At 45.8% G+C, this 14,277-nt stretch carries 17 protein-coding genes; 15 read left to right on the top strand and 2 right to left on the bottom strand.

Annotated elements, in window-relative coordinates; translation table 11 throughout:
* The first annotated feature begins 136 nt into the window (after positions 1-136).
* The 8 genes from metK (at position 137) to ruvX (ending at position 6,866) form a co-directional block, all read left to right on the top strand.
* A complete protein-coding gene (gene metK, locus R7O03_RS19050) occupies positions 137-1,291 on the top strand; it encodes a methionine adenosyltransferase (RefSeq protein WP_005381027.1) in 1,155 nt (384 codons plus the stop codon).
* Between the two features lie 402 nt (positions 1,292-1,693).
* Entirely contained in the window at positions 1,694-2,491 is a 798-nt protein-coding gene (locus tag R7O03_RS19045; RefSeq protein ID WP_213908004.1) for a DUF2189 domain-containing protein, read from the top strand.
* Positions 2,492-2,559: 68 nt separating this feature from the next.
* The gene (locus R7O03_RS19040) at positions 2,560-3,057 is read left to right on the top strand and encodes a SprT family zinc-dependent metalloprotease (RefSeq protein WP_054866486.1); all 498 of its coding nucleotides are present in this window, start codon (positions 2,560-2,562) and stop codon (positions 3,055-3,057) included.
* 150 nt (positions 3,058-3,207) lie between these two features.
* The gene (endA, locus tag R7O03_RS19035) at positions 3,208-3,903 is read left to right on the top strand and encodes a deoxyribonuclease I (protein WP_053306786.1); all 696 of its coding nucleotides are present in this window, start codon (positions 3,208-3,210) and stop codon (positions 3,901-3,903) included.
* Positions 3,904-4,016: 113 nt separating this feature from the next.
* Complete coding sequence (gene rsmE / locus R7O03_RS19030; RefSeq protein WP_053304141.1) at positions 4,017-4,748, top strand: 16S rRNA (uracil(1498)-N(3))-methyltransferase; 732 nt, start codon at positions 4,017-4,019, stop codon at positions 4,746-4,748.
* Between the two features lie 14 nt (positions 4,749-4,762).
* A complete protein-coding gene (gshB, locus tag R7O03_RS19025; protein WP_005381021.1) occupies positions 4,763-5,713 on the top strand; it encodes a glutathione synthase in 951 nt (316 codons plus the stop codon).
* Between the two features lie 128 nt (positions 5,714-5,841).
* On the top strand, positions 5,842-6,405 hold the full coding sequence (locus tag R7O03_RS19020) for a YqgE/AlgH family protein (RefSeq protein WP_005381020.1): 564 nt from the start codon (positions 5,842-5,844) through the stop codon (positions 6,403-6,405).
* A 35-nt stretch (positions 6,406-6,440) separates the two neighbouring features.
* Positions 6,441-6,866, top strand: coding sequence for a Holliday junction resolvase RuvX (gene ruvX, locus R7O03_RS19015; protein ID WP_005381017.1), 426 nt, complete (start codon positions 6,441-6,443; stop codon positions 6,864-6,866).
* A gap of 61 nt (positions 6,867-6,927) precedes the next feature.
* Here ruvX and R7O03_RS19010 read toward each other — a convergent pair whose 3' ends face one another.
* Both R7O03_RS19010 and R7O03_RS19005 read right to left on the bottom strand, forming a co-directional pair.
* A complete protein-coding gene (locus tag R7O03_RS19010; RefSeq protein ID WP_005381016.1) occupies positions 6,928-8,034 on the bottom strand; it encodes a PilT/PilU family type 4a pilus ATPase in 1,107 nt (368 codons plus the stop codon).
* 30 nt (positions 8,035-8,064) lie between these two features.
* Entirely contained in the window at positions 8,065-9,105 is a 1,041-nt protein-coding gene (locus R7O03_RS19005; protein ID WP_005381015.1) for a type IV pilus twitching motility protein PilT, read from the bottom strand.
* Positions 9,106-9,133: 28 nt separating this feature from the next.
* On the opposite strand from R7O03_RS19005, the gene R7O03_RS19000 reads away from it, so the two are divergent.
* The 7 genes from R7O03_RS19000 to hemW all read left to right on the top strand — a co-directional run bounded on the left by R7O03_RS19000 (position 9,134) and on the right by hemW (position 14,191).
* Positions 9,134-9,835, top strand: coding sequence for a YggS family pyridoxal phosphate-dependent enzyme (locus tag R7O03_RS19000; RefSeq protein ID WP_005384521.1), 702 nt, complete (start codon positions 9,134-9,136; stop codon positions 9,833-9,835).
* A 159-nt stretch (positions 9,836-9,994) separates the two neighbouring features.
* Entirely contained in the window at positions 9,995-10,813 is an 819-nt protein-coding gene (proC, locus tag R7O03_RS18995) for a pyrroline-5-carboxylate reductase (RefSeq protein WP_005381013.1), read from the top strand.
* 52 nt (positions 10,814-10,865) lie between these two features.
* Positions 10,866-11,423 carry a YggT family protein gene (locus tag R7O03_RS18990; RefSeq protein ID WP_005381012.1) on the top strand — a complete coding sequence of 186 codons (558 nt, stop codon included), beginning with the start codon at positions 10,866-10,868 and terminating at the stop codon, positions 11,421-11,423.
* On the top strand, positions 11,423-11,713 hold the full coding sequence (yggU, locus tag R7O03_RS18985) for a DUF167 family protein YggU (RefSeq protein WP_005381011.1): 291 nt from the start codon (positions 11,423-11,425) through the stop codon (positions 11,711-11,713). The genes R7O03_RS18990 and yggU overlap by 1 nt, the downstream gene beginning before the upstream one ends.
* Positions 11,714-11,841: 128 nt before the next feature.
* The gene (locus R7O03_RS18980; RefSeq protein ID WP_005381010.1) at positions 11,842-12,273 is read left to right on the top strand and encodes a DUF4426 domain-containing protein; all 432 of its coding nucleotides are present in this window, start codon (positions 11,842-11,844) and stop codon (positions 12,271-12,273) included.
* 118 nt (positions 12,274-12,391) lie between these two features.
* On the top strand, positions 12,392-12,994 hold the full coding sequence (locus R7O03_RS18975) for an XTP/dITP diphosphatase (protein ID WP_005381009.1): 603 nt from the start codon (positions 12,392-12,394) through the stop codon (positions 12,992-12,994).
* Between the two features lie 18 nt (positions 12,995-13,012).
* A complete protein-coding gene (gene hemW / locus R7O03_RS18970) occupies positions 13,013-14,191 on the top strand; it encodes a radical SAM family heme chaperone HemW (protein WP_042521300.1) in 1,179 nt (392 codons plus the stop codon).
* Positions 14,192-14,277 lie beyond the last annotated feature (86 nt).

Genomic DNA, 14,277 nt, shown 5'->3' with positions numbered 1-14,277 from the left:
CAAAAAAGAGCTTGTAATTCGAGCAATCAAATTTAGAATAGACGTCTAGATGTAGATACACCTACAAAAATTAGTATTAATTTGCGCTGGAGAGTTTATCATTCCCCAGTTTTAAACCAGATATAGTGGAGCTAACATGGCTAAGCACCTGTTTACTTCTGAGTCAGTATCAGAAGGTCATCCAGATAAAATTGCAGACCAGATTTCTGATGCGGTTCTTGACGCGATTCTAGAGCAAGATCCAAAGGCTCGTGTTGCATGTGAGACTTACGTTAAAACCGGTATGGTAATGGTGGGTGGTGAAATCACGACTTCAGCATGGGTAGACATCGAAGAGTTAACTCGTGAAACCGTTCGTGAAATCGGCTACGTACATTCAGATATGGGCTTTGACGCAGATTCTTGTGCGGTACTAAACACAATCGGTAAACAGTCGCCAGATATCAACCAAGGTGTTGATAAAGCTGACCCTAAAGAACAAGGTGCAGGCGACCAAGGCATCATGTTTGGTTACGCTTGTAACGAAACTGAAGTACTAATGCCAGCGCCAATTACTTACTCTCACCGTCTTGTTCAAAAGCAAGCAGAAGTTCGTAAAAACGGCACACTACCTTGGTTGCGTCCTGATGCAAAATCTCAGGTAACATTCCAATACGATCAAGGTAACATCGTTGGTATCGACGCGGTTGTTCTTTCAACTCAACACTGTGATTCAATCTCAACTTCAGACCTGCGTGAAGCGGTAATGGAAGAGATCATTAAGCCAGTGCTACCTTCTGAGTGGATCAACAAAGAAACAAACTTCTTCATTAACCCAACCGGTCGCTTCGTAATCGGTGGTCCTATGGGTGACTGTGGTCTAACTGGTCGTAAGATCATCGTAGATACCTACGGCGGCGCAGCTCGTCACGGTGGCGGTGCGTTTTCTGGTAAAGATCCATCAAAAGTTGACCGTAGTGCAGCATACGCAGCACGCTACGTAGCGAAAAACATCGTAGCGGCAGGCATGGCTGACCGTTGTGAGATCCAACTTTCTTACGCAATCGGTGTTGCTGATCCAACGTCTATCATGGTGGAAACGTTCGGTACTGAGAAAGTATCTCACGACATCATCATTGAAGCGGTTCGTCAATTCTTCGACCTACGTCCATACGGTCTACAAGAAATGCTTAACCTTCTTCAACCTATCTACAAGAAGACAGCGGCTTACGGTCACTTCGGTCGTGAAGAATTCCCGTGGGAAGCAACAGACAAAGCTGCACTTCTACGCGATTTCGCTGGCATCAAATAATCAAGCCAAGCAAGAATCAATCAAGCCCTCGCCTATGGTGGGGGCTTTTTATTTTCAGCAACTTTTATCTAGTCATTTCGACTCATACCGCCCTGCCCCACAAAGCAGTCCTGTTTCTCCCTCATTTTTATACCGAATAAATTTTAAGCAATTATTTGTAAATTATCCCATCTCCGCCAATAGTTAAAATATTGTTAACTCCAATTTAAATAGAGACGTCGGATGCTGGCGACTGTGGAAGCAACACTTAAGTAAAGACATGAGTCAGGCATCTTTATGGCCGATACCAAACTAAGCCAATGCTCAGATGTAAACTTGAAAAAGTCGCTTCAAGTTTGACTGAACAAAAACCGCTGTCAGTTGGTATAAGCGGATAATGTGGGAATAAATCAAGGAGGAGTTATGCCTCGAACTGTTAATCCATCGGACTTCCACAACAAGCGAAAGGAAGTGCCAGACAACGAATACGCCAGAACCATACCGTGCAATACGGTCAATCTTTCTGCACCTTTTCATTGGCTCGCATTAGGTCTGCATGATTTCGTGCGAATGCCACTTATTAGTGCTTTCTATGGCATCTGTTTTATGGCAGCTGCGATAGGCATTGTTTTGCTCGTACAGTGGCAAGGCACACACTTGGTCGTCATGCCCAGTTTGATTGTTTACATGTTAATCGGTCCGTTTCTCGCGCTCGGCTTGTATGATGCCAGTTGGGAGAGAGAGCGCGGACACAAAGCAAGCTTGTTCCATTCAATGAAAGCGATCGGTCGTAACTCAACATCTCAATGGGCGTTCGCCGTGTTACTCGCAGTGTGTATGATATTTTGGATGCGCATTGCCGCTCTACTTCATGCGCTCTACCCTTCTGTTCAAGGGGCACCTTTAAGGGAGTTTCTACCCTTCCTTGTCATCGGCTCTTTAGTTGGCTTTGTTTTGGCTTGTGTGGTGTTTAGTATTTCAGCCTTTTCTATTCCGCTCATGATGGAGCGTCGCGTAGACATGATGACCGCTGTATTTACCAGCTTTAATGCCGTGAAATCCAACATTCCAGCAATGATTGTTTGGGCAGCGATCATCTGTGGCGGTATTCTTATCGGCTTTGCGACCTACGGGATCGGAATGTTGTTTACCATGCCAATTCTAGGCTACGGTACATGGCACGCTTACCATGCCACCATCAAGAAAAAACACACACCATAATTAACTGATGCTATGATCTGGCCCTCGCAAATGCGGGGGCTTTTTTATTTGATTTATCGAGGTGAATTGTGGATATAGAACTCAGCTATAAAGCCAAGCAAGTGATGGCGGGCTGTATCGCGATGGCAGAACAAGCTTTCAAACGTTCTTTCCCGATTCCAACAATCACCTTCGACGTCCGTGGGAAAGCGGCAGGAAAGGCCTACCTTCAATTAAATCAAGTACGCCTAAACCCTGTTTTATTTCGCGAAAACACCCAAGCATTCTTAGATGAAGTCATTCCTCATGAAGTAGCACACCTGATTACTTATCAGGTTTACGGGCGAGTTAGGCCTCACGGCAAAGAATGGAAAGGCGTCATGGAAGCCGTATTTAACGTACCAGCCAAAACCACTCACAACTTTGAAGTAAAATCCGTTCAAGGTAAAACCTTTGAGTATCGTTGTGGTTGTATGACCTACCCTCTATCGATTCGCCGTCATAATAAAGTACTGCGCAAAGAGGCGACGTACTCTTGTCAAAAGTGCCGCCAACCACTTAACTTCACCGGCATTCAGTTATCGTAGCCCTTACCTCATAGTGTTACTTGCGTTCCCAAAATAAAGATCGAGTTGATCAAAACCTTCCCTTCGCCACTTATTGTTAACTTACTCATCACTAAAGCTATTTTATGCGTGTTATCATGAATAAAGTCATACTTTATAAAGACTTTTATCATGAAATACTTACTCTCTCTGTTGCTTATCGCGCTTTCTAGCACTGCGATTGCCGCGCCACCGAGCTCATTCTCTGCAGCCAAACGTGAGGCGGTCAAAATTTATCAAGACCACCCAACAAGCTTCTACTGTGGCTGTAACATTCAATGGCAAGGCAAGAAAGGCTTACCCGATTTAGCCTCTTGCGGCTACCAAGTCCGTAAACAAGAAAAACGGGCTGCACGAATCGAATGGGAGCACGTTGTTCCTGCGTGGCAATTTGGCCACCAGCGTCAATGCTGGCAAGATGGCGGACGTAAAAACTGTAAGAAAAAAGACAAAACTTTTCGTTTGATGGAAGCAGACTTGCACAACCTAACTCCTGCTATTGGTGAAGTAAACGGTGACCGTTCGAACTACAACTTCAGCCAATGGAACGGTATGGATGGCGTGAGTTATGGTCGCTGTGAGATGCAAGTGAACTTTAAGCAGCGTAAAGTCATGCCACCAGACCGTGCGCGTGGCTCAATTGCTCGTACCTATCTATACATGAGCAAAGAGTACGGTTTCAAACTGTCGAAGCAGCAAACGCAATTAATGAGTGCTTGGAACAAAACCTATCCTGTCGATAAATGGGAATGTGAGCGTGACGAGCGCATTGCAAAAGTACAGGGCAATCACAACCCATTTGTTCAAGAAGCCTGCCGCGCACTGTAACCTCCGACCTCGAAGCGTTTCAATTACTGATATTGAAACGCTTCTTGCCCCTTGTTTTTTCGGTGCAAAGCATCCATGTTAGGGTTTAAGTTTATTCTCTTGCTGGAAATCTCATGCGTACCCCTCGAATTTATCATCCAGAAACCATTCATCAACTTGGCTCACTTGCTTTAAGTGACGACGCAGCAGGCCATATCGGTCGTGTTTTGCGCATGAAAGAAGGCCAAGACGTTCTCCTTTTTGACGGCAGTGGCGCAGAGTTCCCAGCGGTTATCAGTGAAGTCAGCAAGAAATCAGTTTTGGTTAACATCACCGAGCGCGTAGAAAACAGTATTGAATCCCCTTTAGATCTGCACCTTGGTCAAGTCATTTCACGTGGCGATAAGATGGAGTTCACCATCCAAAAGTCTGTTGAACTTGGCGTCAATACCATCACTCCTCTGATTTCTGAACGTTGTGGCGTCAAGCTTGACCAAAAGCGTTTTGAGAAAAAACTCGCGCAATGGCAGAAAATCGCCATCAGTGCCTGTGAGCAATGTGGGCGTAATGTCGTGCCCGAAATTCGTCCAATTATGAGCTTGGAAGAGTGGTGTCAAGAAGAGTACGATGGTTTAAAGCTTAACCTTCACCCTCGTGCTAAATACTCAATCAACACTTTGCCAACCCCGGTTGAAAAAGTGCGCCTACTGATCGGTCCTGAAGGCGGTTTATCGTCTGAAGAGATCGAGATGACTCGAGAATACCAATTTGAAGAAACGCTACTCGGCCCTCGCGTTCTGCGTACCGAAACAGCGGCTCTGACAGCAATTACAGCCTTACAAGTTCGTTTCGGCGATCTTGGTTAAAACGGAGAAAAATAATGATCAAACTCGGTATCGTAATGGACCCAATCTCGTCCATTAACATCAAAAAAGACTCTAGCTTTGCCATGATGCTTGAAGCGCAACGACGCGGCTATGAAATCCACTACATGGAAATGAATGATCTGCATCTCGATCAAGGCGTTGCCATTGCAGATACTAAAGTGGTAGAACTAAAAGAAGATCCAAACGGTTGGTACGAGTTCAAATCAGAGCAAACTATCGAACTGTCTGAGCTAGACGCGGTGCTAATGCGTAAAGATCCTCCGTTTGATACTGAATACATCTACGCGACTTACATCCTTGAGCGTGCAGAAGAACAAGGCGCACTGATCGTTAACAAGCCTCAAAGCTTACGTGATTGTAACGAAAAGCTGTTTACGGCATGGTTCCCAGAGCTGACACCTACAACGATCGTGACGCGAAAAGCAGAGAAAATTAAAGAATTTCGTGAAAAACATGGTGATGTCATCCTGAAACCGCTTGATGGTATGGGTGGCGCGTCCATCTTCCGTGTAAAAGAAAACGATCCAAACGTCTCTGTGATCATCGAGACATTGACTAACCACGGTCAAAACTACGCAATGGCACAAACCTTCGTGCCAGACATCAGCAACGGTGACAAACGTATCCTAGTGGTAGATGGCGAACCTATGCCTTACTGTCTAGCACGCATTCCTGCTAAAGGCGAAACGCGCGGCAACCTAGCCGCTGGTGGTACTGGTGAAGCTCGTCCGCTAAGCGAAACCGACCTCAAAATTGCGCAAACCGTTGCTCCGACACTGAAAGAAAAAGGCCTTATCTTTGTTGGCCTTGACGTAATTGGCGACAAGCTAACAGAAATCAACGTCACCAGCCCAACCTGTATTCGCGAAATTGAAGCTGCTTTTGATATCTCAATCACAGGCAAGCTGATGGATGCGATTGAGCGTCGAGTAAAAGGCGAATAACTCAAACTGTATTACAGTTAATAGAGAGCGTAGTACATTAACTTAAGCAAACTCATGCACATACCTAGATGGTAAACTGTATGATGTTTGCTTAAGGGCATTTACGAGAGTTAAGGGTCAATATGAGTATGAATCTCACAAATCACTTTTTGGTTGCCATGCCTGGGATGAAAGATCCGTACTTTCAAAACAGCGTGATCTACGTTTGTGAGCACAACGAAGACGGCGCTATGGGGCTGATGATCAATGCTCCTGTTGATATCACCGTCGGCAACATGCTCAAGCAGGTGGAAGTTCAGCCAGTACACCCGCGCCTGTTTGAAGCCAGTCTAGATAGACCAGTCTACAATGGCGGCCCAATCTCGGAAGATCGTGGTTTTATTTTGCATAAACCCAAAGATTACTACGAGTCCAGCGTCCAAATGACCGATGACCTCGCGGTAACCACTTCGCGTGATATTCTGTCGGTGTTAGGAACAGAAGCAGAACCAAGTGATTACTTAGTGGCACTTGGCTACTCCGGTTGGAGTGCAGGCCAATTAGAAAGTGAGCTGGTCGAAAACTCTTGGCTCACCATTGAAGCGACGCCTGAAATTATCTTTAATACACCAATCAACGAGCGTTGGAAGAAAGCGGTCGAAAAGCTGGGTATCGACCCAAGTCACCTTTCAGCAGACTCTGGACATGCTTAGTCCAAATATACAGTTACATTAGATAGAGACACCTTATGTCACGCACAATTATGGCTTTTGACTTTGGAACCAAAAGCATTGGTAGCGCTATTGGCCAAGAAATTACTGGTACAGCTTCCCCATTAAAAGCCTTTAAAGCCAATGACGGTATTCCAAACTGGGACGATATCGAAAAGCAAATCAAAGAGTGGCAACCAGATTTGCTAGTGGTCGGTTTACCGACCGATCTGCATGGTAAAGACCTTGAGACCATAACCCCTCGTGCACGAAAATTTGCTAAGCGTCTGCAAGGCCGATACGGATTGCCTGTTGAGCTGCATGATGAGCGTTTATCTACTGCAGAAGCTCGTGCGGAGTTGTTCAGCATGGGCGGCTACAAAGCCCTATCGAAAGGTAATGTTGACTGCCAGTCAGCGGTGGTGATTCTAGAAAGCTGGTTTGAAGCCCTTTGGGGTGAGTAAACACTTCAAGCACAATGAAAAAAGGTTGGCTTCTGCCAACCTTTTTTGTTTCTGGATTGGATTAATCCATATCGATCTTAACGTTTGCCAAACTGCCCGTAGAGAATGCTTCACCACGCTGCGTTTTCAACATCAGGCGCAGATCATTTGCCGAGTCGGCACTATGTAGTGCATCCTCTTCGCTGATCTTACCTTGCATCACTAACTTATAAAGAGATTGATCGAACGTCAGCATACCAAACTCATTTGAGCGAGCCATGGTTGACTTCAACTCATGTAAATCTCCGCGACGAATCAAATCCGACACACGTGGGCTATTTAGCAAGATCTCAAATACACCATGACGTCCCTGCCCATTTTTATCTCGGATCAGCTGCTGACCAACCACGCCTTTTAGGTTCATCGACAAATCGAACAAGAATTGTTCTTTTTGATCTTTCGGTACCAAGTGAAGAATGCGCTCTAAAGCTTGGTTTGCATTGTTGGCGTGCAACGTTGCCATACACAGGTGACCCGTTTCGGCGAAGGTCATCGCGTATTCCATTGTTTCACGGCTACGGATCTCACCAATCAAAATCATATCTGGTGCTTGGCGCAGCGAGTTTTTAAGCGCAACTTCATAGCTTTCCGTATCTAACCCAACTTCACGTTGAGTCACGATACAGCGCTTGTGTTCATGCACGAACTCGATCGGATCTTCGACCGTCAAAATGTGCCCGGTTTTATTGCTGTTTCGATAGCCTGTCATCGCCGCCATGGTGGTCGATTTACCCGATCCAGTAGCACCGACCACCAGCACCAAACCACGCTTAGCTATCGCCAAATCTTGCAACACTAACGGTAACTTTAACTGCTCAAAAGTAGGGATATTAGTTTCAATACGACGAATCACTGCGCCTGGTAACTCGCGTTGAAAAAAGGCACTCACACGGAAGCGACCACAATCTCTCACAATGGCAAAATTCGACTCGCGACTTTTACGAAATTCCTGACGCCGATCTGGTTCCATAGCGCTGTCGAGTAATGCAGCCACATCACTCTCGGTGAGTTTTTCCCCTTGCGGACGCAATTCGCCATCCACACGAAATAGAATTGGCGCTCCAACCGTGATGTAAAGATCCGACGCTTTCAGCGCCAGCATGCCTTCGAGAAATTTATCTAGATCCATCTTCCGTATTCACCATTATCTGTATGAACGTTACGAGAATTGCTGCACTTCTAATCCGATCTTACTATCGACCTCTTCACGAGCAACCATGCCTTGCGCCATTAACTGACGAGCATTTTGCTCCATGGTTTGCATGCCGTGAGCCGCACCTGTTTGAATGATCGAATACATCTGCGCGACTTTGTCTTCGCGGATCAAGTTACGAATCGCAGGCGTTGCCATCATAATTTCATGGCATGCAATACGTCCACCACCATTACGCTTCAGAAGCTTTTGCGCGATAACCGAACGAAGAGACTCAGATAGCATCGAGCGAACCATATCTTTATCACTACCAGGAAACACATCGATAATACGGTCAATGGTTTTTGCCGCCGAGCTGGTGTGCAACGTCCCGAAAACTAAGTGACCCGTTTCTGCCGCCGTTAAGGCAAGGCTGATGGTTTCTTTGTCACGCATCTCACCAACCAGAATAACGTCTGGGTCTTCGCGCAATGCACTACGCAAAGCATTTTGGAAACTATGGGTGTCACGGTGAACTTCACGCTGGTTGATCAAACATTTATTGTTGTTGTGAACAAATTCAATCGGATCTTCAATTGTGAGTACGTGCTTGTTGTGATTACGGTTAATGTAGTCAACAATGGCTGCTAAGGTCGTCGATTTACCTGAACCTGTTGGGCCAGTGACCAGAACTAAGCCTTTTTCAGCGTTCGCAATTTTTTTGAAGATCTCTGGCGCTTCTAGCTCTTCCAGAGTTGGAATGCTACTTGGAATGGTACGGAATACTGCCGCACAACCGCGAGATTGGTTGAAAGCGTTGACACGGAAACGGCCAACGTTATGCAACTCAAAAGAGAAATCGACTTCGAGTTTTTCTTCGAACTCACTGCGTTGGGCATCGTTCATGATTTCGAAAACCAAACGATGCACTTCTTGGTGTGTAAACGCTGGAATGCCTAGTTTTCTCACATCCCCATCAATACGAACCATTGGTGGGACACCTGCAGAAAGATGTAGATCCGAGGCATTATGTTTTACACTAAAATCCAGTAACTCAGTGATATCCATTTAAAATCCTTAAGTCTAAAGTACAGCTATGAGTAGTATTCAACAAAATATTGAACATATCACCTCTCAAATTCGATATGACGAGCAAAAATGTGGTCGAACTCCAGAGTCAGTGCAACTTCTAGCGGTAAGCAAAACTAAACCTGTCGAGGCAATTCTCGAAGCCTACCAAGCGGGACAAACCGCCTTTGGTGAAAACTACGTTCAAGAGGGCGTCAGTAAAGTTCAGCACTTTGCCGAGCATTATCCAGATAATCGAATCGAATGGCACTTCATTGGCCCGATTCAATCGAATAAATCGCGACTTGTTGCTGAACATTTCGATTGGGTTCACACCATCGATCGAACCAAGATTGCTCAACGCCTGAATGATCAGCGGCCAAGCGAACTTAAACCGCTACAAGTTCTGATTCAGGTTAACACCAGTGGTGAGGCATCTAAGTCTGGTGTCACTGAAGCGGAAGTATTCGAGCTGGCGGAGTTGATTTCTCGCCTACCCAACCTCACTTTAAGAGGGTTGATGTCGATTCCTGCCAACGTGTCTGACTACGAATCACAACTCCGTGAATTTCAGAAGTTGGCTACGTTGAAGCAAACACTCGAAGCACAGTTCCCAGAAATCGATACATTATCAATGGGAATGAGTGGTGATATGACCGCTGCAATCGAAGCTGGTAGTACAATGGTTCGTATTGGAACCGCTATTTTCGGCGCACGAGACTACAGCTAAATCAACAAAACGCTCACTCGCGACATAAGTTATGTCGTCAATCGTTAGAGCGTAAATGCGCAATCATCTTACTCGCCAATAGGAGCAGTAAGTAACAGCGGCGCCATTATACACCTGAGCGCACAACAAATTCTAAATATCATGATGGAAATCAGACAAATGGAACATAAAAAAATCGCCTTCATTGGTGCTGGCAACATGGTGAGAGCCATTGTTTCCGGCTTGGTTGCTAACGGATACCCAGCGCAAAACATTACCGCGACGGCTCCTTCAGAGGCTCGCCGCCTTCTGCTAGAACAAGATTTTGGCATCCGTACCACCAGCGATAACATCCAAGCTGCGACCGAGGCGGATGTGGTGGTATTGTCTGTAAAACCGCAAATGATGGCTGATGTCTGTAAACCACTGCAATCGATCGATTTCACTAATAAACTGGTGATTTCTATTGCCGCAGGCATCAACTGTTCACGATTGGATGATATGCTAGCCACCAAATTGAACTTGGTTCGTGTTATGCCAAATACGCCATCACAACTTGGGTTGGGTATGAGTGGGTTATTCGCACCAACTCATGTAACCGAGCACGACAAAGCTTTTGCCGCAGAGTTAATGGAAGCGGTCGGTAAAGTATGCTGGGTTGAGCAAGAGTCTGGCATCAATAATGTGATTGCCGCAGCGGGCAGTGCTCCAGCATACTTCTTCCTGTTTATGGAAGCGATGCAAGCAGAAGCGATTGCGCAAGGCTTTGATAAAGAGACCGCTCGACTATTGGTTCAGCAAGCTGCACTGGGCGCGGCCAGTATGGTGGTTAGCAACCCAGAAACTGAGCTATCAACCCTGCGTGAGAACGTAACATCGAAAGGTGGGACAACGGCAGAAGCACTGCGTACATTCAACGAACATCAACTTTCAGATATTGTCGCTAAAGCCATGCAAGCTGCTGTGGCTCGCGCGGAAGAAATGGAAAAACTGTTTTAATTATTTGGATGAACTCCGTTTAGTATCATCCATCACTTGTTAAGGGTACCTTATGAATTCAATGAGTTTTCTCATCTCAACCCTATTTGACCTGTACATCATGGTCGTAATTTTGCGAATTTGGTTGCAAGCTGCGCGCGCAGACTTCTACAACCCATTCTCGCAATTCATAGTAAAAGCGACTCAGCCGGTCATTGGTCCATTGCGCCGCGTTATCCCTTCCGTGGGGAATATTGACCTAGCAACCGTGTTGTTTGCCTACGTGTTGTGTGTGCTTAAATTTGTCGTGCTTATCCTAATAGCTTCGAACGGTTCCGTCTCTTTCAGCGCTGACTTCTTATTCTTGGGCTTATTATCATTAATCAAAGCCGCAGGTGGCCTATTGTTCTGGGTACTATTGATCCGTGCAATTTTGAGCTGGGTAAGCCAAGGCCGCAGCCCTATCGAGTACGTATTCCATCAACTGACCGAGCCAATGTGCGCTCCAATCCGTCGTATTCTTCCGGCTATTGGTGGTCTTGATTTAAGCGTACTGGTGCTATTTATCGGCTTGCAGTTCGCGAACTTCTTAATGGGCGATATCATTGGTCCAATTTGGTTCCAGCTATAATGTCAGCTGCAGTTTGGCAAGATGGTGAGGACATCATCCTGAAGCTCTATATTCAACCTAAAGCTAGCCGCGATAAAATCGTTGGCTTGCATGGTGAAGAGCTAAAAATCGCCATTACTGCTCCACCTGTCGATGGCAAAGCTAATGCACACCTAACTAAGTTCTTAGCCAAGCAGTTTAAAATCGCTAAGGGCTTGGTTCACATAGAAAAAGGTGAATTAGGACGGCACAAACAAATTCGGATAGAATCGCCTACCCAGATACCGACAGAAATTAAAGCCATCATATGATGGCTTTTTATTTACGATTTTGTACCACACTTACTAATACCAACGACTGAGTACGCATTTTTTACCCCCTGACCAAGGTAAAATTGCAGCTATGGTTGTTTTATAACAAGTGCTTTGAGGAAGTAACAATGAGCAAATGGATTACCGCATTACTGATTAGCCTGTTGTCGTTACCAAGCTTCGCCGATCAGTTTAAAAATATGAAAGATATCGAAGTACACTATGTCGCGTTTAACTCAACATTCCTAACACCCAAAGTCGCACGTAGCTACGATATCAAACGTAATGGATACCTCGCTGTGGTTAATATTAGCGTGTTAGATAGAGCTTCATTGGGTAAGCCAGCATTAGAAGCAAAAATTGCTGGACGCGCGAAGAACCTTATCGGCCAAACTCAGACCTTGACCTTTCGTGAAGTCAAAGAAGGCAATGCGATATACTATTTAGCCGAACTACCAATTACCCACGAAGAAACTTTTACTTTCGATATTGACGTAAAAGCTGGAAACAAAGGCTCAGGTAAGCTTAAATTCACCCAGAAGTTTTATGTTGAAGAGTAATTGGGTTGTGATGTTCCAAAAGCTTTTGGATCTAAGCAGGCTAAAAACCACTTATTAGTTAAAGAATATCTAGAGGAGAACGATTTGTTCTCCTCTATCACTATTAAAAGAGATTCCCATGAAAAAAATTGTGCTAGCAACTGGTAACCAAGGCAAAGTTCGTGAAATGGCAGATTTATTGTCTGACTTCGGCTTTGAAGTATTAGCGCAAAGTGAATTCAATGTATCGGAAGTAGCTGAAACGGGTACAACTTTCATTGAAAACGCAATCATTAAAGCTCGCCATGCCGCACAAGAAACAGGGCTTCCTGCCATTGCAGACGACTCTGGATTAGAAGTCGATTTCTTAAAAGGCGCTCCGGGCATTTACTCTGCACGTTACGCAGGCGAGAGCGCATCTGATCAAGAGAATCTAGAAAAATTGCTAGCGGCAATGGAAGGCGTACCAGAAGCAGAGCGTACAGCACGTTTCCACTGTGTATTAGTCCTCATGCGTCACGAGAACGACCCAACGCCTATCGTCTGTCACGGTAAATGGGAAGGCCGAATTCTAACTGAAGCACACGGTGAAAATGGCTTTGGCTACGACCCAATCTTCTTTGTTCCTGAAGACAACTGTGCGTCAGCCGAACTTGAACCTGCACGTAAGAAACAACTGTCTCACCGCGGTAAAGCGCTCAAGTCGTTGTTTGCTCAACTGTCTGAGCAAGTGTCTCAGTAATCACGAGCGAATTAGACCATGTTAACGCCCCCAGCACTCAGCTTGTATGTACACATCCCTTGGTGTGTGCAAAAGTGCCCGTATTGCGACTTTAACTCTCACGCGCTCAAAACCGAGATTCCAGAAGAAGAGTACATCAGTGCCCTTTTAGAAGATTTGGATACCGACATTGAGAAATACCGACTTAACGAAGCGCCACGTCCACTGCATTCAATCTTCATTGGTGGTGGTACGCCGAGTTTGATTTCGGCAGAAGGCATCGAGCGTCTACTTAAGGGCATTGAAGCGCGTATTCCGTTCAAGCCTGAAATCGAAATAACCATGGAAGCGAACCCAGGCACCATCGAAGCAGAGCGTTTTGTTGGCTACCGTAAAGCCGGGGTAACGCGTATCTCTATCGGCGTGCAAAGCTTTGAGCAACAAAAGCTTGAGCGTTTGGGGCGTATTCACGGCCAAGACGAAGCCGTCAACGCTGCTCAGCTGGCGCACCAAATCGGTTTGAACAGCTTTAACCTCGATCTCATGCACGGCTTACCTGATCAAAGCATCGAACAAGCCTTGGCAGATTTGGACAAAGCGATTGAGTTGGCACCGCCGCACTTGTCTTGGTATCAGCTGACCATCGAACCAAACACCATGTTCTACTACAAGCCACCAACGCTACCTGACGATGATGACTTGTGGGATATTTTCGAGCTCGGACACCAAAAACTTGCAGCCGCGGGTTATGTGCAATATGAAATCTCCGGTTACAGCAAGCCGGGCTATCAGTGTCAGCACAACCTCAACTACTGGCGCTTTGGTGATTACCTTGGTATCGGTTGTGGCTCTCATGGCAAACTCAGTTTTACCGACGGACGTATTATTCGAACGACAAAGGTAAAACACCCGCGAGGCTATTTAGCGGCTTATCAAAATATGGTCAAACCTTATCTGCATACAGAACATGTCGTCGCGGATGAAGATCGTCCATTCGAGTTTTTTATGAACCGATTCCGCTTAATCGAAGCCTGTCCGAAGCAAGATTATGTGGACACCACGGGCTTACCGCTTAGTACGATTCAAGAAACCATCGACTGGGCGATAGAAATGGGCTACCTGAGTGAAACGGCTACCCATTGGCAAATTACTGAAAAAGGGAAGCTCTTCCTTAATGATTTGCTCGAAGCCTTTATGGCCGAAGAAAGCGAAGAGTAACGCAACCCCAAAGTAAATTACCACCTTCTAAAGAAGGTGGCTTTGTGTGAGCCCCCTAAAAGGGGGCCTTTGTTTAGTCCAGCGCC

Source organism: Vibrio sp. Vb2960, assembly GCF_033337665.1.
GTDB lineage: Bacteria > Pseudomonadota > Gammaproteobacteria > Enterobacterales > Vibrionaceae > Vibrio > Vibrio alginolyticus.
The sequence above is the reverse complement of the archived record's forward strand: the minus strand, read 5'-3'. Positions and strand labels throughout refer to the sequence as shown.